This window comes from Pseudomonas sp. NPDC090233, from assembly GCF_044772285.1.
Classification (GTDB): domain Bacteria; phylum Pseudomonadota; class Gammaproteobacteria; order Pseudomonadales; family Pseudomonadaceae; genus Aquipseudomonas.
Genome location: NZ_JBIVYQ010000009.1, coordinates 138,141 through 158,272 on the forward strand (window position 1 = coordinate 138,141; position 20,132 = coordinate 158,272).

Here is a 20,132-nt window from a genome sequence, read left to right on the forward strand (position 1 = left end):
CAGGAAGTCTAATAGACCACGCGACTGATGTGCTTCTCCCTGCCGTATATTCAGAATTCGGCTACACAGAAGTCGCAGGCCAGCCGCAGCTGGCCTGCGAAACGCATCAAGGCTTCTTCACCGCATCCTTGACGTCACCCTTCACCTGCTGTGCCTCACCCTTGAGCTCCTGGGCCTTGCCTTCGGCACGCAACTTGTCGTTGTCAGTGACTTTACCGACGCCTTGCTTGACATTACCCATCGCTTCGTTAGCCAAGCCTTTCGCTTTGTCTTTAGTGCCGCTCATGGCAATTCTCCTGCAAGTGGAGACACGTGAACCGTGTCGACAAAAGGTGGACCGGCCACCTGCGTCAGGAGTTTCAAAGAATTTTCCCCTCTCAAGCCGAACGGTAAATCTGCGGGCGAATACCGCACCGATTCGGCCACGCACCGCTGCGCAACGGCTGCTGGCTGCCCTAGAATCATCGGCAAACAGCAACCCGATGCAGGTTGCAAACCTATAAAAACAAAAGCTTACGGAAAACCCGCACCATGCGTCTGATGTCTCTGCTCGCAGCCTTGCTGCCGCTGCTGCCGCTGCCTGCCCTGGCCAGCGAAACCCTTACGGTCGACCGCTACAGCGACGACGGCCAGCCCGGCACCCTGCGCTGGGCAATCGAAACCAGCAACCAGAACCCCGGCCACTACCGCATCGACATCCTCGCCGTCGGCCAAGCCCCGTACGTCATACGCCCGAGCCGCGCTCTGCCGGAAATCAAGGGCCCGGTCCGCATCACCGGCCTGCCCTGGGCACGCGACGGGCAGTACATCGCGATCGACGGTTCCGCCTACATCAAGGATCAGGGCGTGCGCACCTGCCCCGGCGCCCTCCCCGGCCAGTTCGGCACCAACGTGCGCACCACCACCAACCCCGGACTGGTCCTGCGCGACACCCAAGGCGTGCACCTGAGCGGCCTGGAAGTGCGTAACTTCTGCATCGGCATCCTGGTCAACCGCGCCAGCAACAACGTCATCGAAGACAACCGCGTCGTCGCCAACAAGGGCGGTGCCGGCATCATGCTCACTGGCGATGACGGCGCCGGTAATCCGACCGCCACCACCACCAATAACAACAAAGTGCTGCGCAATCAGCTGATCGACAATGGCGACGGCCTGGAGCTGACCCGCGGCGCCGCATTCAACCTGGTGGCCGACAATCTGTTCCGCTCCACGGCGGCCAACCCTGAGCCGTCCCAAGGGATTGAAATTCTTTTGGGCAACGACAACAGCGTGGTGCGCAACCGCTTCGAAAACTACTCCGACGGCCTGCAGATCAACTGGGGCAAGCGCAATTACCTGGGCGCCAACACCTTCAGCGGCAACTCGATCGGCGTCAGCGTCACCGGCGAGGGCAATATCCTCGACGGCAACCTGATCCACGGCAACCGCATCGGTGTGGCCCTGCGCCCGGAGCCGGAGGTCACCAGCACGCGCCTGACCGGCAACCGCATCTGGGGCAACAGCCAGGATATTCGCCGCTGTGAAGCCGGCGGCTCATGTGTGGCGGAGCAACGCACCGGGGCCATCGTGTTTGGCGTGCCGGCCCAGGCCCATGCGTTGTATGTCGGCTCGCGCGGGGTCGGCGCGGACCTGCCGAAGCAGGACCAGGCGATCATCTGCGATGCCAAGGGCGAGCCCAAACCGTGCCAGCCGCTGCCCAACCACAACCAGCAGGCGCCACGGCTGCTGGGGCTCAGTGGCAATGTTCTGCGGGGTGAGGTGCAGGGGCCGGCGTCGAGCCTGTTGCGGGTCGAGGTGTTCGGCAATATCGAGGCTGAGGGCACTGAGGCTGAGCAGTATCTGGGGGAAGTGCTGGTAAACAGCGATGCCAAGGGGCACGCGCGGTTTGCGCAGGTGCTGGAGAATGCAGGTGGGATGCGCAGCTTTACGGCCACTGTGACGACGGCGGATGGCGCCACATCCGAGTTGAGCCTGCCGATCAGACGTTGAGGCGACCGGCCTCTTCGCGCCTAAAGCCGCTCCCACCGGTGGGAGCGGCTTTAGCCGCGAAGAGGCCAGTCGAGTCGATGCTGATGGGAAACCTTGCCCCGCCCCGTGCCACCCCTCACAATGCAGGCCTTTATAGCGTCACACCGCAGGAACCTGCATGAAACTCGACAAACCCGCCGCCATCGCCCGGCGCAATCAGGCCCTGGCCAAGCCCGTGCTCACCAGCGCCAACACCCTGTTCGCCATTCTCGACCGCAAACGCAACCTGTGGTGGTTCGAAGTGCCGGTGGCGCTGCTGCGCAAAGGCCAGCCCGACTGGGTCAACCTGCTGCTGCACACCCCTGAAAGCGATGAGCTGCAGCACCTCAAGGTGCCTACCAACTTCATCAAGGCTCATCAGGAGCAGATGGAAGTGCGCAACCCCGGCAAGCGCCGCTCGACCATCAGCCTGGCGCTGAGCGCCGACCGCGATTCGCTGCTGCGCGACACCCGCCCGGGTGGCGAGCAGCTGGACTTCAGCACTTTCGTGCAGGCCTGACCTCAGGCCCGCTCGATACGGTCGTCATGGATGACGATGCGGCCCTGTTTGAACAACGCGCCAATCGCCTTCTTGAAGTTGCCCTTGCTGACGTTGAACATGCGGCTGATCACTTCCGGGTCGCTCTTGTCGCACACCGGCAACACGCCCCCTTCGGCCTCCAGGCGCTGCATGATCTGCTCGTGCAGCCCGTCGGCCAGCGCCTGACCCACCGGCTGCAGGCTCAGCGCAATCTTGCCGTCATGGCGCACTTCCTTGATGTAGCCTTTCTCGTGCATGCCCGAGCGCATGAATTTGAAGATTTCATTCTTGTGGATCAGGCCCCAATGGCGGTTGTTGATGATCGCCTTGAAGCCCATCGGCGTCTCGCCCGCCACCAGCAGTTCGACCGGTTGGCCAACCTGGTAATCCGCAGGCGTGCGGTCGAGGTAGCGGTCCAGGCGCGACGTGGCGGTGATGCGCCGGGTGCGCTTGTCGAGGTAGACGTGCACCACGCAGTAATCGCCGATCTTCAGCGGCCGCGCCTCTTCCGAGTACGGCATCAGCAGGTCCTTGGACAGCCCCCAGTCGAGGAAAATGCCCGCACCGTTGATGTCCTTGACCTTGAGGCTGGCGAACTCGCCCACCTGCACCTTGGGTTTCTCGGTGGTAGCGATCAGCTGGTCTTCGCTGTCCAGGTAAATGAACACGTTGAGCCAGTCGTCGACCTCGGTTTCGGCGTTTTTCGGGATGTAGCGCCCGGGCAGCAGGATCTCGCCGTCGGGGCCGCCGTCCAGATAAAGGCCGAACTCCACGTGTTTCACGATTTGCAAACTGTTGTAACGCCCAAGCAGAGCCATTTCCGATGTTCCTCAAGACAAGGCGGCTATTCTACACCTGAAGCCAGCGCGCCGCCCGACCGCTGATTCGGCGGAACCGTCGCGATCCCCTTGCGTCTACCGAGTGGCCAGCCACCTTGCAAGGAACAGCACATGCCTACACGCCTGTTCAAAGCCCTGCTCATCGCCACGGCGTGCGCCTTGGCACTGATGGCCTGCAACCGCATGGACCTGGCCTACCGCAACCTCGACCGGCTGGTGCCGTGGTCGCTCAGCGACTACCTGGACATGAACAGCGAGCAGAAAGCCCTGCTCGACGAACGGCTCAAGCAGCAGCTGGCCTGGCACTGCAAGACTCAACTGCCAGGCTACCTCGACTGGCTCGACCGGGTGCGCGACATGGTCGCCGAGGACCAGGTCACCGACCAGGCCGTGCAACAACGCACGGTCGAGGCCCGTCAGGCGATTGGCCGCGTCGCCGCAGCGATCACCCCATCTGCGAGCGAACTGCTGCGCGGCATGAGCGATGCCCAGGTCGCGGAAATGCGCGATGCCTTCCGGGACGATATCAACGAACGGCAAAAGAAATATGTCGAAACACCGCTGGCCAAACAGATCGCGCGGCGGGCCGAACGTATGGAAAAACGTCTCGAACCCTGGTTTGGCGAGTTGACGGCGAGCCAACGCCAACGTGTGCAAAGCTGGTCACAGGCGCTGGGCGACCAGAACCGTCAGGCGATCGCCAACCGCGCGCACTGGCAGCAACAGCTGGTGCTGGCCATGAACCAACGTGGTGACGCCAGCTTCGAGCCGCGCCTGGCGCAACTGCTGCAGCGCAAGGAAAGCCTGTGGACGCCGGAGTACCGCGCCGCTTTTCAGAACAGCGAGCAGCAGACCCGCAGCCTGTTGATCGATTTAATGCAGCAGAGCAGCCCGACGCAGCGGCAATTTTTGCAGGCGCGGCTGGCCAAGGTGCGTACCGACTTCAGTGAGCTCAAGTGCATGAAAGGGTGAATCAGTACCGGCCTCATCGCGGCTGAAGCCGCTCCTACAGGTATCGCCGAAGCCCCTGTAGGAGCGGCTTCAGCCGCGATGAGGCCCGCACAGGCACCCCAAGATCACCGCCCCTTGCGCCGATAGGGAAACACATCAATCACCTTGCCCTCGCGAATCGATGCCTGCAGCCCCTTCCAATAATCCGCGTCATACAACTCTCCATGCAGCCGGCTGAACAACCGCCGCTGGCCGATATCGGCAAACAGAAACGGCGGAAATTCCTCGGGGAAAACGTCGTGCGGCCCAATCGAATACCATGGCTCGCCCGACATCTCATCCTCCGGATAACGCGGCGGCGGAATATGACGGAAGTTCACCTCGGTCAGGTAGCTGATCTCGTCATAGTCGTAGAACACCACCCGGCCATGGCGGGTCACCCCAAAGTTCTTCAGCAGCATGTCACCTGGGAAGATGTTCGCCGCCGCCAGCTGCTTGATGGCCAGGCCGTAATCCTCCAGCGCTTCGAGCACCTGGGCTTCGCTGGCCTGCTCCAGGTAAAGGTTGAGCGGGGTCATCCGGCGTTCCGTCCAGCAGTGTCGGATTAACACCGTATCGCCTTCCAGGGCAACGGTGGATGGCGCCACCTCCAACAACTCTGCCAGGCACTCAGGCTCGAACTTGTCTACCGGGAAGCGAAAATCGGCGAACTCCTGGGTATCGGCCATGCGCCCGACCCGGTCGACGCTCTTCACCAGGCGATACTTGTCGATCACCGTGGCGCGGTCCACCGTTTTCGAAGGCGCAAAACGATCCTTGATGATCTTGAACACGGTATTGAATCCCGGCAGGGTAAACACGCTCATGACCATCCCGCGCACACCGGGGGCCATGACGAAGCGATCGTCGCTGTTGGCCAGGTGGTTGATCAGGGCGCGGTAGAACTCCGACTTGCCGTGCTTGTAAAAACCGATCGAGGTGTACAGCTCGGCGATGTGCTTGCCCGGCAGAATACGTTTGAGGAAGTTGACGAACTCCGCCGGCACCGGCACATCGACCATGAAATACGAGCGGGTGAAAGAGAAGATGATCGACACCTCGGCTTCGTCGGTGATCAGCGCATCCGCCTCGATGCCGTGGCCTTCTCGGTGCAGCAGCGGGATCACCAGCGGCCACTGCTCGTCTGTGTTGTACAACCGGCCGACCAGGTAAGCGCCCTTGTTGCGGTACAGCACTGGCACGAACAACTCCACGGCCAGGGCCGGGTCCTTGCATACCCAGTCCGGCAGGCACTCCTTCAGCTGCTGCTGCAGGCGCGACACGTCGCCGGCGAGGTCGCCATAGGCAAAGCCATAGTCATCAAGAATCGCCCGTAGCAGGCTTTTAAGGCTGCCCTCGGGGGTAAAGGTACGGGTTTGCGCCGCGCGCAGATGGCTGCGTATCGATGGCCGGGTGGTGTGGATGAACATGCAGCCGTCGCTGATCTGGTCGTGGCTGAACAAGCTGCAGAACAGCGAGTTGTACCAGGTTTCCGACAATTCATCGTCCAGGCGCGGGTCGATCAGGCGGATATAGGCACTTTTTACCAGCGGCCACTGCTCGACCTCCAGCAGCACCTCGTCATCGAACGCATCCCGCAGCCAGCCGTTGACCTCGCCGACTTTCTGTTCGTACAGGTTGATCCGCGCCGCCGCCGCCCGTTGGATAGCTTGCCAGCGCGCTTGCTCGAAGCGCTCGCGGGCGCCGAGGGTGATGCGGCGAAAGTGCTCGCGGTAGTCGTCGAAGCCATCGAGGATCATCCGGGCGATCTCGCCGGCCGGCCAGTGCTGGGTCATACCGGTATCTCTGCGCAGAAGTCATCGGCTGAGCTTAGCCGACCCGGTTTGCTCAGCAAGAAAGGACAAGAAACACCCATCCACCATCACGTACACTCGCGCCCTGCCCTGTACCCGGAGACCGCCGTGAGCCCCATCGCCCTAGCCCGCCTGCTGACCCTTGCCGCCGTCTGGGGGGCGAGCTTTCTGTTCATGCGCATCATCGCCCCGGAACTCGGCACCGTGCCCACCGCCTTCTTCCGCGTGTCGATCGCCTGCCTGGGCCTGATCGCCATCCTCGCCGCAGCGCGGGTGCGCTGGAACTTCGAGGGCAAGCTCGGCGCCTGCCTGGTACTGGGCATGATCAACTCGGGCATCCCGGCCACCTTCTATTCGGTGGCGGCGCAAGTTTTGCCAGCCGGCTACTCGGCGATCTTCAACGCCACCACACCGCTGATGGGCGTGCTGATCGGCGCGCTGTTCTTCCACGAGGCGATGACCCTGCCCAAACTGTGCGGCATCTTCCTTGGCCTGTTCGGTGTCGGCATCCTCAGCGGTGCCGGCCCTGTGGCGCTGGACCTGAACCTGTTGCAAGGCGCGCTGGCCTGCCTGGCGGCGACCACCTGTTACGGTTTTGCCGGCTTTCTCGCGCGGCGCTGGATCAGCGGCCTGGACAGCCGCCTGTCGGCACTCGGCAGCATGCTCGGTGCCACGCTGCTGCTGACCCCGCTGTTCGCCTGGAGCGCGCTCACCCAGCCACCCGCCAGCTGGGGTGGCTGGCAAGTGTGGCTGTCGCTGCTGGGCCTGGGCCTTGTGTGCACGGCATTCGCCTACATCCTGTACTTCCGCCTGCTGTCCGAGATCGGGCCGGTCAAGGCCAGCACCGTGACCTTCCTGATCCCGGTATTCGGTGTGCTGTGGGGGGCCTGGCTGCTGAATGAGTCGCTGTCGATGGGGCACCTATATGGTGGATTGCTGATTGCCGCTGCACTGTGGCTAGTTCTAAGGCCCACCAAGTAAACACCTTCGTTTCACCTATAAAACCAAGCCTTGTCGCGTTACCCCAAAATGCCCAACTCCCTCGCACGATCACAATTTCATGCGCGGTTGCTGGGCATTTTCGTGCCATATAGAAAACCTTGTTTCATATATAAAACACCAACTAAACCATCTTCATTCTGCAACTCTCTAATAAATAAGTCATTTCTTAAAATTTGAGCGAAACTTAGCATCTGGCATTGTTCATGCACTAAACGGCGTATCACCTATAAAACAGACCAGAGAACATTCCCATGGCTGTGAAAGAGATGTACGCAATCGCCCCGCAATGGCATGAACAACCGCGCCACGCAGCAGCAACGGAAATCGAATTTCGCAACGTCGGCAAAGCGTTTCCCGCCAAGGGCCAGGCCGAGGCTCCGTTCGCCATCCGTGGGGTGAACTTCCAGATCCGTCGTGGCGAAGTGGTGTCCATCATCGGCCCGTCGGGCTGTGGCAAGAGCACCATTCTCAATATGGGTTCCGGCCTCTACCGCCCCACCGAAGGCGAGGTGCTGGTCAGCGGCGAAGCGGTCAACGGCCCGGTGCCCAAAGTCGCCTTCATGCTGCAGAAAGACCTGCTGATGCCGTGGCGCAGCATCCGCCGCAATGTCGAGCTGGGCCTGGAGATCCAGGGCATGCCCGCCGCCCAGCGCAAGGTCATCGCCAAAGATCTGCTCAAGCGCTGCCACCTGCAAGGCTTCGCCGACCACTACCCATTCCAGCTGTCCGGCGGTATGCGCCAGCGCGCCGCCCTCGCCCGTACTCTGGCGATCGACCCGCAGGTGCTGTTTCTCGACGAACCGTTTTCGGCCCTCGATGCGCAAACCAAGATGATCCTGCAACAGGACCTGGCGCAGATGCTGTTCGAGGAAAAGAAGACTGCCCTGTTCATCACCCACGACCTGGTCGAGGCCATCGCCCTGTCCGACCGCCTGCTGGTGATGAGCGCACGCCCCGGCACGATCATCGAGGAAATCGAGATCGACCTGCCCCACCGCAACAACCCGCTGGAGCGCCGTAAGCTGCCGGAAATCGGCCCGCTCGCCGGCCGCCTGATGGATCTGCTGAAGGTCGGCGAAGACCTCGACCTGCACTGACCGACGCCCCACTCATCATTCGGGAGTTCGCATGTTCACCACACACCTCAAGCGCGTGGCGCTCACCGCCGTGGCTACCCTGGCCCTGAGCCTCACGGCCCAGGCCGAGCCGACCAAGGTCACCTACCTGCTGCCCGCCCCGCCCAGCCTGCCGGCGTTCGCGCCGTGGATCATCGCCAAGGAAAAGGGCTACTACCAGGCCCAGGACCTGGACCTGACCTTCATCGCCGCCAAGGGCGGGGTCGACGTAGCCAAGCAGATCGGCGCCGGCAATGCCCTGGTCGGCGGCGCCATCGGTGACACGCCGATCATCGTCCGCCCCAACGGCATCCCGGTGCGAGCGGTGGCCGTGCTCGGCGGCGGTGGGGTGACCATGATCGCCACCAATGCCGGCGAGAACATCCAGTCGATCCAGCAGCTCAAGGGCAAGACGTTGACCGTGATGTCGTACTCCGACACCACCTACTACGCCCTGCTCGCCTCGCTGCGCAAGGCCGGCCTGAGCAAGGACGACGTGGACATCCAGGCCGCCGGCCCGTCGGGCGTCTGGCAACTGTTCTCGGCCAGCAAGGCCCAGGCCATGGCCGGTGTGCCGGACTGGGTCATCAACGCCGAGGACGCCGGGCTCAAGTACGCGCTGATCCCGCGCGAGCAGGTGTTTGAAAGCATGGCCCAGGCGATCCTCGCCTCCGACGACGCCATCGAGCACCACCCCGAGATCGTCCGTGGCGTGGTCCAGGCCACCCTGCGCGGCCTGCAGGACATCATCGACGACCCCAAGGCCGCCGCCGCCAGCTTCGCCCGCGCCGTCCCGGCCTACGCCGGCAAGGAAGCGTCGCTGGAAAAAACCCTGCGCCTGTACGTGGAGTATGTCTACGCCGGCCAGCCGGTGCTCGGCCGCATCGACCCGGCGCGCCTGAACGCCGTGCGCAAGTTCTACGTCAGCGAAGGCATCGTCACCCGCGAACCCAAGCTCGACGAGCTGTACAGCAACCAGTTCATCGAAACCCGCACCGCGGCCAAATAACAAGGTAACCGCCTGATGAGAAACCTCAACCCATCCGTGGCCGGCAGCGTCGCCCTGCTGGTCCTGTTCCTGGCGCTCTGGCAATGGGGCCCGGGGCTGGTCGGCATGCCCGAGTTCGTCATGCCGCAGCTGAGCCGCGTGGCCCAGGAAAGCTTGCTGATGTGGCACTCCGGCGGCCTGCTGGAGCACACCCTGATCACCGCCTTCGAGATCATCGTCGGCTTCGTGCTCGGTGCCCTGCTGGGCGTGGCCATCGGTGTCTCGCTGGGCCTGTCGCCCTCGGCCGAAGCGATGTTGTCGCCGTACATCCTGGCCCTGCAGATCGCGCCCAAGGTGGCCTTCGCCCCGCTGTTCGTGATGTGGCTGGGCTACACCATCTACCCGAAGATCCTCATCGCCATCCTGATCGTGTTCTTCCCGGTGATGATCAACGTGCTCTCGGCCATCCGCACCGTCGACCCGGACATGATCAACCTGGTGCGCACCATGAACGCCAGCCGCTGGCAGATCTTCCGCCTGGTGGAGTTCCCTTCGGCGATGGCCGCGCTGTTCTCCGGCCTGCGCATCGCCTCGACCCTGGCCGTCATCGGGGTCACCGTCGGCGAACTGGTCGGTGGCAACCAGGGCCTGGGCTTCCTGCTGGTGGACGCCGAGGGCCAGGGCAACACCGCCGGGGTGTTCGTGGCCATCGTCATGCTCACGCTGATCGGCGTGCTGGCCTACGGCGCTGTGGTCTGGGCCGAGAAGCGCGTGCTGCATTACCTCCCCAAAGCCATGCTGAGTAGCCAATGATGAGCAGCTTCCACAACCTTCTCCAAGGCCGCCGCGTGCTGGTCACCGGTGGTGCTCGCGGCCTGGGCTATGCCTTTGCCCAGGCCATCGCCCAGGCCGGTGCCCGGGTGGTGATCGCCGATGTGCTGGCCGGCCGCGTGCAACAGGCCGCCTGCGAACTGAGCGGCATGGGCCTGGACGTCAGCGGCGTCAGCCTGGACCTGGCCAGCCCCGAGTCGATCGACGCCTGCATCGAACGCACCGTCAAGCGCCTGGGTGGCCTCGACGGCCTGGTCAACAATGCCTCGATCACCAACTCCGGTGGCAAGAGCTGCGAAGAGCTGGACATCGAGACCTGGGACCAGGTCATGCAGGTCAACGTGCGCGGCACCTGGCTGATGACCCGCGCCGCCCTGCCGGCGCTGCGGGAAAGCGGCCGCGGCGCGGTGATCAACCTGGCCTCCGACACCCCGCTGTGGGGCGCGCCGAACCTGCTGGCATACGTCGCCAGCAAGGGCGCGGTGATCGCCATGACCCGCAGCCTGGCCCGCGAGCTGGGCAACGCCAACATCACCGTCAACGCCATCGCCCCCGGCCTGGTGCTGGTCGAGGCCACCGCCTACGTGCCCGAGGCCCGCCACCGGATGTACACCGAACAACGGGCCATCCAGCGCCCGCAACTGCCTGACGACGTCAGTGGCGCGGTGCTGTTCGCCCTGTCCGACCTGTCGCGCTTCATCACTGGACAAACCCTGCCGGTCAACGGCGGGTTCGTCATGCCCTGAGCAAAGGAGACCGCCATGACCGACCTTTCCCTGCAACAAGCCACCCCGAAAACCTGGGATCAACCGGAAGGTTCCGACCTGGCCGGCTGGATGCAGACCCGCATCGCCCGCTACGAGACCCGCCGCTACGACTGGGACGCGCTGAAGTTCCAGGCCGACTACGACCCCAAGTTCCGCCGCGCGCAAATGCGTTACGTGGGCACTGGCGGCACGGGAGTCGGCAGTGACATGAACACCATCCCGTCCGAGCATTTCACCTTTTCCACCATGGTCATCCCGGCCGGCCACGAAGGCCCGCCGCACCTGCACACCGACGTCGAGGAAGTGTTCTTCGTGCTGCGCGGCAAGCTCAAGGTAATCATCGAAAAAGACGGCGAGCGCTTCGAGACCATCCTCACCGACCGTGACCTGATCTCGGTGCCGCCAGGGGTGTACCGCGAAGAGATCAACGTGGGCGATGAGGACGCGCTGATGTGCGTGATGCTCGGCGCCAAGAAGCCGGTCACCCCAACCTACCCGCCAGCGCACCCGCTGGCCTCGATCAAGCGCGGGTAAGCCGATGCTCATGCCCTCTCCCGCCCTGCTCGATCAGCGCTTCACCGAGTGCCTGCTGCACCTGGACGGCGGCCAAGTTGCCGTGCGCCAGGCCGGCAGTGGTGAGGCGGTGGTGCTGCTGCATGGCATCGGTTCGGGTGCGGCCAGCTGGCTTCAGGTGGCCATGGGTTTGAGCGAGCGCGCCCGGGTGATTGCCTGGGATGCGCCGGGTTACGGCCGGTCCACGCCCCTGGCAATGGCCGCACCCGATGCGCAGGACTATGCCCGGCGCCTGCTGCAGACGCTCGACGCCCTGGCCATCGACCGCTGCGTGCTGGTCGGCCATTCCCTCGGGGCACTGACCGCCAGCGCCTTCGCCCAGGCACACCCCGCGCGCGTCAACCGCCTGGTATTGCTCAGCCCGGCACGCGGTTACGGGGCGCAAGCCGAACAAGGCCAGGCCGTGCGCAGCAAGCGCCTGCACAGCCTGGAACAGCTGGGTATCGAGCAGATGGCTCGCGAACGCAGCGCGCACCTGCTGTCGGCCAGCGCCAGCCGCGAGGCCCTGGACTGGGTGCAGTGGAACATGGCGCGCCTGCAGCCCCACGGCTACCGCCAGGCCATCGAACTGCTGTGCGGCGACTACCTGCTGCGCTATGCGAGCCAAGCGGTGCCCTGCGAAGTGCACTGCGGCAGCGCCGACAGCATCACCCTCGCTGAAGATTGCGCGGCGCTGGCCAACGCCCTGGGCGCGCCATTTCACCTGATACCCGGCGCCGGCCATGCCTGCGCCATCGAACAACCCGACACGGTGACGGGCCTGCTGGCCCGTGCCCTGGACGCCTCTCTCACAGGTAGCGTGCTATGAACGATATGGATCCGTTGAAGGAAAACCAGGACAAATACATTGTCCCGGGCCTGGAACGCGGCCTGCTGCTGCTGTGTGAATTCAGCCGGCAAAACCGCACCCTGACCGCCCCCGAGCTGGCCCGGCGCCTGTCGCTGCCGCGCTCGACCATCTTCCGCCTGCTGACCACCCTTGAAACCATGGGCTTCGTTACCCGCAGCGGCAACGAGTACCGCCTGGGCATGTCGGTGCTGCGCCTGGGCTTCGAATACCTGGCCTCGCTGGAGCTGACCGAACTGGGCCAGCCGCTGCTGGCACGGCTGTGCGACCACCTCAACTACCCGAGCAACCTGGTGGTGCGCGACGGCCGCTCGATCGTCTACGTGGCCAAGGTTTCGCCACCGTCGGTGTTCTCCAGCGCCGTCACCGTCGGCACCCGCCTGCCGGCCCACGCCACCGTGCTCGGGCGCATCCTGCTGGCCGACCTGAGCCTGGCCGAGCTGCGCGAGCTGTACCCCGAAGAGCATCTGGAGCAGTACTCGCCCTGCACGCCAAAAACCGTGCTGGAGCTGTTCGACCTGGTCCAGGCCGACCGCCTGCGCGGTTATGTCAGTGGCGAAGGCTTCTTCGAGTCGACCATCTCCACCGTGGCGGCGCCCGTGCGCGACGCCAGCGGCCAGGTGGTCGCCGCGCTCGGCCTGACCATCCCCACCGTGCAGATCGGCCACGTCAATTTCGACAACCTGCTCGGCCAGGTGCGCGGCAGCGCCGATGAGCTGTCGCGCCTGCTCAACTACCGCCCCGGCAGCGGCCACGTCACTGCACTGATGAGGGACTGAGATGAACCCCTATCAATTACACGACAGCACGGTGATCGTCACCGGCGGCTCGTCCGGCATCGGCTACGCATGCGTCGAACTGCTGCTCGAAGCCGGCGCGCGCGTGGCCTTCTGCGGGCGCAACGAAGACCGCCTGCGCAGCGCCGAAGCGCGGCTGCGCGAACGCTTCCCCGAAGCGCAATTGCTGGCGCACGTGTGTGATGTGCTCGATGCCGGTTCCGTGCAGGCCTTCGCCGCCGCCAGCCTGGCAGCACTCGGCCCAGCCCAGGTGCTGGTCAACAATGCAGGCCAGGGCCGCGTGTCGACCTTCGCCAGCACCACCGACGAAGCCTGGCACGACGAACTGCAGCTCAAGTTCTTCTCGGTCATCCACCCGGTACGCGCGTTCATGACGCAGTTGCAGGGCCAGGCCAACGCCTCGATCGTCTGCGTCAACTCGCTGCTGGCCAGCCAGCCCGAGCCGCACATGGTCGCCACCTCGGCCGCCCGTGCCGGGATCAAGAACCTGGTGCGCTCGATGGCGTTCGAATTCGCCGAACACGGCATCCGGGTCAACGGCATCCTCATCGGCCTGGTCGAGTCCGGGCAATGGCGGCGCCGCTTCGAGGCCCGCGAAGAGCGCGAGCTGGACTGGTCGCAATGGACCGCGCAGCTGGCACAACGCAAACAAATTCCCCTGGGCCGCCTTGGCCTGCCGAAGGAAGCGGCGCAGGCGATCCTGTTCCTCGCCTCGCCCCTGTCGGCCTACACCACTGGCAGTCATATCGATGTATCCGGAGGCCTGTCCCGCCATGCGTAACGAAAACACTGTCACCGTCGGTGCCGTCATCACCGCGTTCCTCGAACAATGCGACGTCAAGGCGGCGTTCGGCGTGATCTCGATTCACAACATGCCGATCCTCGATGCCTTCGCCGTGCGCGGCAACATCCGCTTCGTCATGGCCCGCGGTGAAGCCGGGGCGACCAACATGGCCGATGCCTATGCCCGCAGCAGCGGCGGCCTCGGTGTGTGCCTGACCTCCACCGGCACCGCCGCCGGCAACGCGGCCGGGGCGATGGTCGAAGCGCTGACCGCCGGCACCCCGCTGCTGCACATCACCGGGCAGATCGAAACGCCGTACCTGGACCAGGAGCTGGCCTACATCCACGAAGCGCGTGACCAGCTGACCATGCTCAAGGCCGTGTCCAAGGCGGCCTTCCGCGTGCGCAGCGTGGAAACCGCGCTGAGCACCCTGAAACTCGCCGTGCAGACCGCCCTGACCGCACCCACCGGCCCGGTCAGCGTGGAAATCCCGATCGATATCCAGTCGGCCTTCATCCCCATGCCGAGCGACCTGTCGCCGCTGCCGATCCCGGTCGCCGCACCTGCCGCCGAGGCCCTCGACCTGGTCGCCGAGCGCCTGGCCAGCGCCACCCGCCCGCTGCTGTGGCTGGGCGGCGGCGCCCGGCATGCCGGCACGCAGGTCAAGCGCCTGCTGGACATGGGTGTCGGCGTGATTACCTCGACCCAGGGCCGAGGCGTGGTCAACGAAGACGACCCTCGCTGCCTGGGCGCGTTCTCGCAGAACAAGCGGGTCGAAAGCTTCATGCAGACCTGCGATGCGCTGGTGGTGGCCGGCTCGCGGCTGCGCAGCAACGAGACCTTCAAATACGCCCTGAAGCTGCCGCGCACCACCCTGCGCATCGACGTCAACCCGGCCATCGAAGGGCGCAGCTACCCCAGCGACCTGTTCGTCTGCGGCGACGCCGCGCTGGCCCTGGAGGGCCTGGCCGACCGCCTGCAAGGCCGCCTCAACATCGACCCGAACTTCCTCGCCGAACTCAACGCCGTGCGCGAGCAATCGCGCCAGCAGCTGGTCGCCGACCTCGGCCCCTACGCGGCGTTGGTCGAGCAGTTGCAGGCGCAGACCGGGCGCAACTTCACCTGGGTGCGCGACGTGACCCTGTCCAACAGCATCTGGGGCAACCGCCTGCTCAACCTCTACCACCCGCTGTCGGGCGTGCACGCCCTCGGTGGCGGCATCGGCCAGGGCCTGGCGATGGGCATTGGCGCGGCGGTGGCGGCAGCGGAAACGGCACCCGGGCGCAAGGTGTTTGCCCTGGCCGGCGACGGCGGTTTCATTCTCAACCTGGGCGAGCTGGCGACCCTGGTACAGGAGAAAGCCAACGTGGTCATCCTGCTGATGAACGACCAACGCTACGGCGTGATCCGCAACATCCAGGACGCCATCTACGGCGCCCGCCACGCCTACGTCGAACTGCACACGCCCAACTACAGCAAGCTCGCCGAATCGCTCGGCCTGCGCCACGGCCTGGTCAGCGACCTGAAGCATTTCGGCGACGTGCTCAAAGGCGCACTGGACGAGCAAGGCCCCTTCCTGCTGGAAGTGGACATGCTCAGCGTCGGCGGCTTCGCCACCCAGTTCGCCGGCCCCCCAAACAGCGAAACCAAGGCGCAGAAGGCCACGGCCTGAGGACCCCGCCATGTTGCATATCACCATGATCGGCTGCGGCGCCATTGGTGTCAGCGTGCTGGAACTGCTGGAGCAAGACCCGCAGCTGTGCGTCGATGCGGTGATCGCCTCGGCCGGCTCCGAGAACCTGGTGCGCCAGCGCCTGGCCAGCTTCCACCAGCCGCCACAGGTGCTCACCGCCCTGCCCGCCGCCGCACGCCCCGACCTGCTGGTCGAGTGCGCCGGCCACAAGGCCATCGAAGAGCACGTGCTGCCGGCGCTGGAGCGCGGCATCGCCTGCCTGATCGTCTCGGTCGGCGCGCTGTCCGAACCCGGCCTGGTCGAGCGCCTGGAAGCGGCAGCGGCACGCGGCAATACGCGCATCGAGCTGCTGCCAGGCGCCATCGGCGGCATCGATGCGCTGTCGGCGGCCAAGGTCGGCGGCCTGGATGCGGTCACCTACATCGGCCGCAAACCGGCGCTGGCCTGGAAGCACACCCCGGCCGAACAGGTGTGCACGCTGCACAGCCTCAGCGAAGCGACGGTGATCTTCGACGGCAGCGCCCGTGAAGCGGCGCGGCTCTACCCGAAGAACGCCAACGTCGCGGCCACCCTGTCGCTGGCCGGGCTGGGCCTGGACCGCACCCGTGTGACCCTGATCGCCGACCCGCACAGCGACGAGAATGTGCACCAGGTTGAAGCCCGTGGCGCCTTCGGCCGCTTCGAGATGAGCCTGCGCGGCAAACCGCTGGCGGCCAACCCGAAGACCTCGGCGCTGACCGTCTACAGCGTGGTGCGCGCCCTTGGCAACCACGCCCATGCCATTTCCATTTAGGGGACTGCCAATGACACTGGAACAGACCTTACCCATTTGCATCGCCGGCACCTGGCGCCTGGGGGGTGGCGAACGCTACGCCACCTGCTACCCCGCCACCGGCGAGCCGGTCGCCTGGCTCAATGCCGCCAGCCTGGACGATGTCGAAGCCGCCGTGCAGGGCGCGCACCGGGCCTTCCTGCACAGCGGCTGGGCCCAGCGCAAGCCGCACGAACGTGCCGCCGTGCTGTACCGCATCGCCGAGCTGATCCGCGAGCGCGGCGAAGAGCTGGCGCAATTGCAACGCCAGGACAACGGCAAGCCAATCAACGAAACCCGTGCCCTGGTCGCCAGCGCGGCGGGCACCTTCCAGTTCTTCGCCGCCGCCTGCGAAACGCTGGAAGAAACCATCACCCCATCGCGCGGCGATTTCGTCAGCATGAGCGTGTACGAGCCGATGGGCGTGGTCGCGGCGATCACCCCCTGGAATTCGCCGATTGCCAGCGAGGCGCAGAAGGTCGCCCCGGCCCTGGCCGGCGGCAATGCGGTGGTGATCAAACCTGCGGAAATCACACCGCTGATGGCCTTGCAACTGGCCCAGATCTGCGAAGACGCGGGGCTACCCAAGGGGCTGATCAGCGTGTTGCCGGGCAAAGGTTCGCTGCTCGGTGATGCCTTGACCCGTCACCCGTTGGTCAAGCGTGTGTCGTTTACCGGCGGCACCCGCACCGGCAAGCACATCGCCCATATCGCCGCCGACAAGATGATGCCGGTGTCACTGGAGCTGGGCGGCAAGTCGCCGACCATTGTCCTGAACGACGCCGACCTCGACCACGCTGTCGCCGGTGTGCTGTACGGCATTTTCAGCTCCTCGGGCGAAGCCTGCATCGCCGGTTCCCGGCTGTTCGTCGCGCGCGCCTTGTACGAGCCGTTCATGGCCCGCCTGACCGCCGCCGCCGCGCAACTTCGCCTGGGCGACCCTGCCGACGAGTGCACGCAGATGGGCCCGCTGATCAGCGCCGCCCACCGCGAATCGGTGGAGCGCTACGTGGCCCTGGGCCTGGCCGAAGGTGGCCGCCTGCGCCTGGGCGGCAAACGCCCGAGCGGCGAGGGCTACTTCTACCCGCCGACCATCCTCGAAGGCCTGGGCAATCACCAGCAGGTGTGCCAGGAAGAAATCTTCGGCCCGGTGCTGGTGGCCATGCCCTTCGACAGCGAAGACGAGTTGTTGGCTCAGGCCAACGACAGCCTCTATGCGCTGGCCGCCGGCATCTGGAGCCGCGACTACAAACGCGCCTGGGCACTGGGGCGCAAGTTGCAGGCCGGCACGGTGTGGATCAACACCTACAAGCAGTTTTCCATCTCGACGCCCTTCGGCGGCTGGCGTGACAGCGGCCTGGGCCGCGAAAAAGGCCGCCTGGGCATCTTGCAGTACATGGAACAGAAGAGCCTCTACTGGGGCATGAACACACAGCCGCTGGCCTGGGCCGGCGTGGAGGCAGGGCAATGAGCGTACTGGGCATCGACGAAGTCACCTATGGCGTGGAAGACCTCGCCACCTGCGCGCGCTTCTTCGCCGACTGGGGCTTGAACAAAGTCAGCGAGCAACCTGACGAGGTGATCTTCGAAACCCTCAACGGCTGCCGCGTGGTACTGGCCGCCCTCGACAAACCCGGCCTGCCGCCTGCAATCGAGCCCGGCTCGACCGTGCGCGAAGTGGTCTGGGGCGTCGAAAGCCAGGCCGACCTGGCGCTGTACAGCCAGCGCATCGCCAATGACCCGGGCTTTGTCGAAGGCAACGGCCGCATCGGCTGCACCGACCCCAACGGTCTGGCGATCCGCCTGCAGGTCACCCGCAAACGCGCGCTGGATATCGAGTGCAGCGGCCACAACACCTGGCAGACCAAGGGCCGGATCAACAAGCCGGCGCCTGTCTACGAACGTGCCACGCCAATCGAAGTGGGCCACGTGGTGTTCTTCGTCAAGGATGTGAACGCCTGCGAAGCCTTCTACCACGAGCGCTTCGGTTTCCAGGCCTCGGACCGCTATCCCAACCGTGGCGCCTTCCTGCGTACCGCCGAGGAAGGCGGCCACCACGATCTGTTCATGCTGCAACTGCCGGCCCCGCGCGCCGGGCTCAACCACGTGGCCTTCACCGTGCGTGACCTGCACGAAGTGTTCGGCGGCGGCATGCATATCTCGCGCTGCGGTTGGGCCACCGAAATCGGCCCGGGCCGCCACCCGGTGTCGTCGGCGTTCTTCTGGTATTTCAAGAATCCGGCTGGCGCGCTGGTCGAGTACTACGCCGACGAAGACCAGCTGACCGGCGACTGGCAACCGCGCGAATTCGAACCCGGCCCGACGGTCTTCGCCGAATGGGCAATCGCTGGCGGCATTGATGGCAACACCCGGCGCCAGCAGCACGCCGAAGCGCCGCAAGGCAAATTCCTCACCGACAAGCCCAAGAACAATTGAGGTCTATCCCATGAATACAACCGAGGTTTACCTGCAACCGCATCAGGCGCGCAAACGCCCCAGCACGCCGTTTGAAGACCTGCTCGGCGACTCCATCGAGCGCGCTTATGGCAATGGCGTGAGCGCGCTTGGCGAATTGCTCGCGCACCTGAACCTGGCCGGCCCGCCCTGCCCGCTGACCAGCGGCGAGTGGACCGAAGACGCATTCAAAACCCTGATGGCACGGCTGGGCGCATGACCCGCTGGAGGTAAAACAAGATGAATATGCAGATTACCGTCGACCCTGTTGAGCAGCACCTGGCCAATGGCCTGAAAGACCTCTGGTTCCCGGTTTTGCCGTCGGAACTGTTGAGCGAGAAACCCGTCTCGATTCGCCGCCTGGGCTACAAGATCGCCCTGTGGCGCGACAACGATGGCCGCGTTCACGCCCTCGAAGACCACTGCCCGCATCGCGGTGCGCCGCTGTCCCAGGGGCCGGTGCTGGGCGACCGCCTGCAGTGCCCCTACCACGGCGTCGAAGTGCGCTGCGACGGCACCGTCACCAAAGTGCCCGGCAGCCCGGGTTGCAAGCTTGAAGGCAGCCGCCCGACGCGAATGTTCCATACCCGCGAGGCCGCAGGTGCGATCTTCCTGTTCAATGCCACCGACCCGCACCTGGACACCCCGCCAGAACTGGTGCTGCCCGAGCAGCTGACCTCGCCCGAGTGGAGCAGCTTCCTCTGCTACACCGAGTGGAAAGGCGACTACCGCTACGTGCTCGACAACGTCATGGACCCGATGCACGGCAACTACCTGCACAAGATGTCGCACTCCATGAGCGAGGGTGAAGCCACCGCCAGGTTCGTCACCCGCGACACCGAGCAAGGCTTCGTCTTCGAGAAGGAAGGCCAGCGTGGGGTCAACTTCGACTGGACCGAGTTCCTCGACAACGGCTGCCACTGGATGCGCCTGGAAATCCCCTACCCGAAAACCGGCGGCCCAGGCGGCAACTTCACCATCATCGGCAGCTACACCCCAAGCAGCCGTGCCCTGTCGGCCGTGTTCCACTGGCGCGCACGGCCATTGACCGGCTGGCAGCGCGACACCTGGCGCTTCCTCTACAAGAACCGCCTGGAGGCGCGCCACTGGGCGGTGCTGGAGCAGGACCGAGTGCTGCTGGAATTCATGGAGTTCGACGCCAACCAGCGCGAAAACCTCTACCAGCACGACCTTGGCGTGGTGCGCCTGCGCCGCTACTTCAAGGCCAAGGCCAAGGAACAACTGGCCCTGATCGAAACCCAGCAACTGGCCTGAGCCT

The 20,132-nt window shown here is 64.9% G+C and carries 21 protein-coding genes; 18 read left to right on the forward strand and 3 right to left on the reverse strand.

All coding sequences use genetic code 11. The features are described from left to right. Positions 1 to 106: 106 nt before the first annotated feature. The gene (locus tag ACIQUF_RS23710) at positions 107 to 286 is read right to left on the reverse strand and encodes a CsbD family protein (protein WP_133328080.1); all 180 of its coding nucleotides are present in this window, start codon (positions 284 to 286) and stop codon (positions 107 to 109) included. Positions 287 to 531: 245 nt separating this feature from the next. On the opposite strand from ACIQUF_RS23710, the gene ACIQUF_RS23715 reads away from it, so the two are divergent. Then, positions 532 to 1,989, forward strand: coding sequence for a nitrous oxide reductase family maturation protein NosD (locus ACIQUF_RS23715; RefSeq protein ID WP_403136003.1), 1,458 nt, complete (start codon positions 532 to 534; stop codon positions 1,987 to 1,989). A gap of 157 nt (positions 1,990 to 2,146) precedes the next feature. Further along, the gene (locus ACIQUF_RS23720) at positions 2,147 to 2,527 is read left to right on the forward strand and encodes a hypothetical protein (protein ID WP_400795628.1); all 381 of its coding nucleotides are present in this window, start codon (positions 2,147 to 2,149) and stop codon (positions 2,525 to 2,527) included. Between the two features lie 2 nt (positions 2,528 to 2,529). Here the strand turns inward: ACIQUF_RS23720 and ACIQUF_RS23725 are convergent, their stop codons facing one another. Further along, positions 2,530 to 3,366 (reverse strand): S1 RNA-binding domain-containing protein, encoded by an 837-nt coding sequence (locus ACIQUF_RS23725; protein ID WP_403136006.1) that lies wholly within the window; start codon positions 3,364 to 3,366, stop codon positions 2,530 to 2,532. A 132-nt stretch (positions 3,367 to 3,498) separates the two neighbouring features. Between ACIQUF_RS23725 and ACIQUF_RS23730 the strand changes: the two genes are divergently transcribed. Beyond that, positions 3,499 to 4,359, forward strand: a complete 861-nt coding sequence (locus ACIQUF_RS23730; protein ID WP_403136008.1) for a DUF6279 family lipoprotein — start codon at positions 3,499 to 3,501, stop codon at positions 4,357 to 4,359. A gap of 104 nt (positions 4,360 to 4,463) precedes the next feature. Here ACIQUF_RS23730 and aceK read toward each other — a convergent pair whose 3' ends face one another. Beyond that, positions 4,464 to 6,173, reverse strand: coding sequence for a bifunctional isocitrate dehydrogenase kinase/phosphatase (gene aceK, locus ACIQUF_RS23735; RefSeq protein ID WP_403136010.1), 1,710 nt, complete (start codon positions 6,171 to 6,173; stop codon positions 4,464 to 4,466). 126 nt (positions 6,174 to 6,299) lie between these two features. Between aceK and ACIQUF_RS23740 the strand changes: the two genes are divergently transcribed. The 15 genes from ACIQUF_RS23740 (at position 6,300) to ACIQUF_RS23810 (ending at position 20,128) form a co-directional block, all read left to right on the forward strand. Next, positions 6,300 to 7,172: a DMT family transporter gene (locus tag ACIQUF_RS23740; protein WP_403136012.1), complete on the forward strand. Its 873-nt coding sequence runs from the start codon at positions 6,300 to 6,302 to the stop codon at positions 7,170 to 7,172. Between the two features lie 287 nt (positions 7,173 to 7,459). Then, positions 7,460 to 8,290 carry an ABC transporter ATP-binding protein gene (locus ACIQUF_RS23745; protein ID WP_403136074.1) on the forward strand — a complete coding sequence of 277 codons (831 nt, stop codon included), beginning with the start codon at positions 7,460 to 7,462 and terminating at the stop codon, positions 8,288 to 8,290. Positions 8,291 to 8,321: 31 nt separating this feature from the next. After that, positions 8,322 to 9,317, forward strand: a complete 996-nt coding sequence (locus ACIQUF_RS23750) for an ABC transporter substrate-binding protein (RefSeq protein WP_403136014.1) — start codon at positions 8,322 to 8,324, stop codon at positions 9,315 to 9,317. A gap of 15 nt (positions 9,318 to 9,332) precedes the next feature. Beyond that, positions 9,333 to 10,109 carry an ABC transporter permease gene (locus ACIQUF_RS23755; RefSeq protein ID WP_400795639.1) on the forward strand — a complete coding sequence of 259 codons (777 nt, stop codon included), beginning with the start codon at positions 9,333 to 9,335 and terminating at the stop codon, positions 10,107 to 10,109. Continuing rightward, positions 10,109 to 10,873 carry an SDR family oxidoreductase gene (locus ACIQUF_RS23760; RefSeq protein WP_403136016.1) on the forward strand — a complete coding sequence of 255 codons (765 nt, stop codon included), beginning with the start codon at positions 10,109 to 10,111 and terminating at the stop codon, positions 10,871 to 10,873. The genes ACIQUF_RS23755 and ACIQUF_RS23760 overlap by 1 nt, the downstream gene beginning before the upstream one ends. Positions 10,874 to 10,888: 15 nt before the next feature. Beyond that, a complete protein-coding gene (locus ACIQUF_RS23765) occupies positions 10,889 to 11,428 on the forward strand; it encodes a cupin domain-containing protein (RefSeq protein WP_400795645.1) in 540 nt (179 codons plus the stop codon). Positions 11,429 to 11,432: 4 nt separating this feature from the next. After that, a complete protein-coding gene (locus ACIQUF_RS23770) occupies positions 11,433 to 12,275 on the forward strand; it encodes an alpha/beta fold hydrolase (RefSeq protein WP_403136018.1) in 843 nt (280 codons plus the stop codon). A 5-nt stretch (positions 12,276 to 12,280) separates the two neighbouring features. Then, positions 12,281 to 13,093, forward strand: coding sequence for an IclR family transcriptional regulator (locus ACIQUF_RS23775; protein ID WP_027907431.1), 813 nt, complete (start codon positions 12,281 to 12,283; stop codon positions 13,091 to 13,093). A gap of 1 nt (position 13,094) precedes the next feature. After that, entirely contained in the window at positions 13,095 to 13,892 is a 798-nt protein-coding gene (locus ACIQUF_RS23780; RefSeq protein ID WP_403136020.1) for an SDR family oxidoreductase, read from the forward strand. After that, positions 13,885 to 15,567, forward strand: coding sequence for a thiamine pyrophosphate-binding protein (locus ACIQUF_RS23785; RefSeq protein ID WP_403136021.1), 1,683 nt, complete (start codon positions 13,885 to 13,887; stop codon positions 15,565 to 15,567). The genes ACIQUF_RS23780 and ACIQUF_RS23785 overlap by 8 nt, the downstream gene beginning before the upstream one ends. A 10-nt stretch (positions 15,568 to 15,577) precedes the next feature. Continuing rightward, entirely contained in the window at positions 15,578 to 16,381 is an 804-nt protein-coding gene (locus tag ACIQUF_RS23790; protein ID WP_403136023.1) for an aspartate dehydrogenase, read from the forward strand. A 10-nt stretch (positions 16,382 to 16,391) separates the two neighbouring features. Further along, a complete protein-coding gene (locus tag ACIQUF_RS23795) occupies positions 16,392 to 17,870 on the forward strand; it encodes an aldehyde dehydrogenase (protein ID WP_403136025.1) in 1,479 nt (492 codons plus the stop codon). Beyond that, positions 17,867 to 18,835: a VOC family protein gene (locus ACIQUF_RS23800; protein ID WP_403136027.1), complete on the forward strand. Its 969-nt coding sequence runs from the start codon at positions 17,867 to 17,869 to the stop codon at positions 18,833 to 18,835. Before ACIQUF_RS23795 ends, ACIQUF_RS23800 begins: the two co-directional genes overlap by 4 nt. A gap of 10 nt (positions 18,836 to 18,845) precedes the next feature. Continuing rightward, positions 18,846 to 19,073 carry a recombinase-like helix-turn-helix domain-containing protein gene (locus ACIQUF_RS23805; protein ID WP_403136029.1) on the forward strand — a complete coding sequence of 76 codons (228 nt, stop codon included), beginning with the start codon at positions 18,846 to 18,848 and terminating at the stop codon, positions 19,071 to 19,073. 20 nt (positions 19,074 to 19,093) lie between these two features. Further along, positions 19,094 to 20,128, forward strand: coding sequence for a Rieske 2Fe-2S domain-containing protein (locus tag ACIQUF_RS23810; RefSeq protein WP_403136031.1), 1,035 nt, complete (start codon positions 19,094 to 19,096; stop codon positions 20,126 to 20,128). Positions 20,129 to 20,132 lie beyond the last annotated feature (4 nt).

What these genes read in the sequence shown, in the direction of transcription:
- ACIQUF_RS23710 (WP_133328080.1), bottom strand. Translation starts at nt 286, where the DNA reads ATGAGCGGCACTAAAGACAAAGCGAAAGGCTTGGCTAACGAAGCGATG.
- ACIQUF_RS23715 (WP_403136003.1), top strand. Translation starts at nt 532, where the DNA reads ATGCGTCTGATGTCTCTGCTCGCAGCCTTGCTGCCGCTGCTGCCGCTG.
- ACIQUF_RS23720 (WP_400795628.1), top strand. Translation starts at nt 2,147, where the DNA reads ATGAAACTCGACAAACCCGCCGCCATCGCCCGGCGCAATCAGGCCCTG.
- ACIQUF_RS23725 (WP_403136006.1), bottom strand. Translation starts at nt 3,366, where the DNA reads ATGGCTCTGCTTGGGCGTTACAACAGTTTGCAAATCGTGAAACACGTG.
- ACIQUF_RS23730 (WP_403136008.1), top strand. Translation starts at nt 3,499, where the DNA reads ATGCCTACACGCCTGTTCAAAGCCCTGCTCATCGCCACGGCGTGCGCC.
- aceK (WP_403136010.1), bottom strand. Translation starts at nt 6,173, where the DNA reads ATGACCCAGCACTGGCCGGCCGGCGAGATCGCCCGGATGATCCTCGAT.
- ACIQUF_RS23745 (WP_403136074.1), top strand. Translation starts at nt 7,460, where the DNA reads ATGTACGCAATCGCCCCGCAATGGCATGAACAACCGCGCCACGCAGCA.
- ACIQUF_RS23750 (WP_403136014.1), top strand. Translation starts at nt 8,322, where the DNA reads ATGTTCACCACACACCTCAAGCGCGTGGCGCTCACCGCCGTGGCTACC.
- ACIQUF_RS23755 (WP_400795639.1), top strand. Translation starts at nt 9,333, where the DNA reads ATGAGAAACCTCAACCCATCCGTGGCCGGCAGCGTCGCCCTGCTGGTC.
- ACIQUF_RS23760 (WP_403136016.1), top strand. Translation starts at nt 10,109, where the DNA reads ATGAGCAGCTTCCACAACCTTCTCCAAGGCCGCCGCGTGCTGGTCACC.
- ACIQUF_RS23765 (WP_400795645.1), top strand. Translation starts at nt 10,889, where the DNA reads ATGACCGACCTTTCCCTGCAACAAGCCACCCCGAAAACCTGGGATCAA.
- ACIQUF_RS23770 (WP_403136018.1), top strand. Translation starts at nt 11,433, where the DNA reads ATGCTCATGCCCTCTCCCGCCCTGCTCGATCAGCGCTTCACCGAGTGC.
- ACIQUF_RS23775 (WP_027907431.1), top strand. Translation starts at nt 12,281, where the DNA reads ATGGATCCGTTGAAGGAAAACCAGGACAAATACATTGTCCCGGGCCTG.
- ACIQUF_RS23780 (WP_403136020.1), top strand. Translation starts at nt 13,095, where the DNA reads ATGAACCCCTATCAATTACACGACAGCACGGTGATCGTCACCGGCGGC.
- ACIQUF_RS23785 (WP_403136021.1), top strand. Translation starts at nt 13,885, where the DNA reads ATGCGTAACGAAAACACTGTCACCGTCGGTGCCGTCATCACCGCGTTC.
- ACIQUF_RS23790 (WP_403136023.1), top strand. Translation starts at nt 15,578, where the DNA reads ATGTTGCATATCACCATGATCGGCTGCGGCGCCATTGGTGTCAGCGTG.
- ACIQUF_RS23795 (WP_403136025.1), top strand. Translation starts at nt 16,392, where the DNA reads ATGACACTGGAACAGACCTTACCCATTTGCATCGCCGGCACCTGGCGC.
- ACIQUF_RS23800 (WP_403136027.1), top strand. Translation starts at nt 17,867, where the DNA reads ATGAGCGTACTGGGCATCGACGAAGTCACCTATGGCGTGGAAGACCTC.
- ACIQUF_RS23805 (WP_403136029.1), top strand. Translation starts at nt 18,846, where the DNA reads ATGAATACAACCGAGGTTTACCTGCAACCGCATCAGGCGCGCAAACGC.
- ACIQUF_RS23810 (WP_403136031.1), top strand. Translation starts at nt 19,094, where the DNA reads ATGAATATGCAGATTACCGTCGACCCTGTTGAGCAGCACCTGGCCAAT.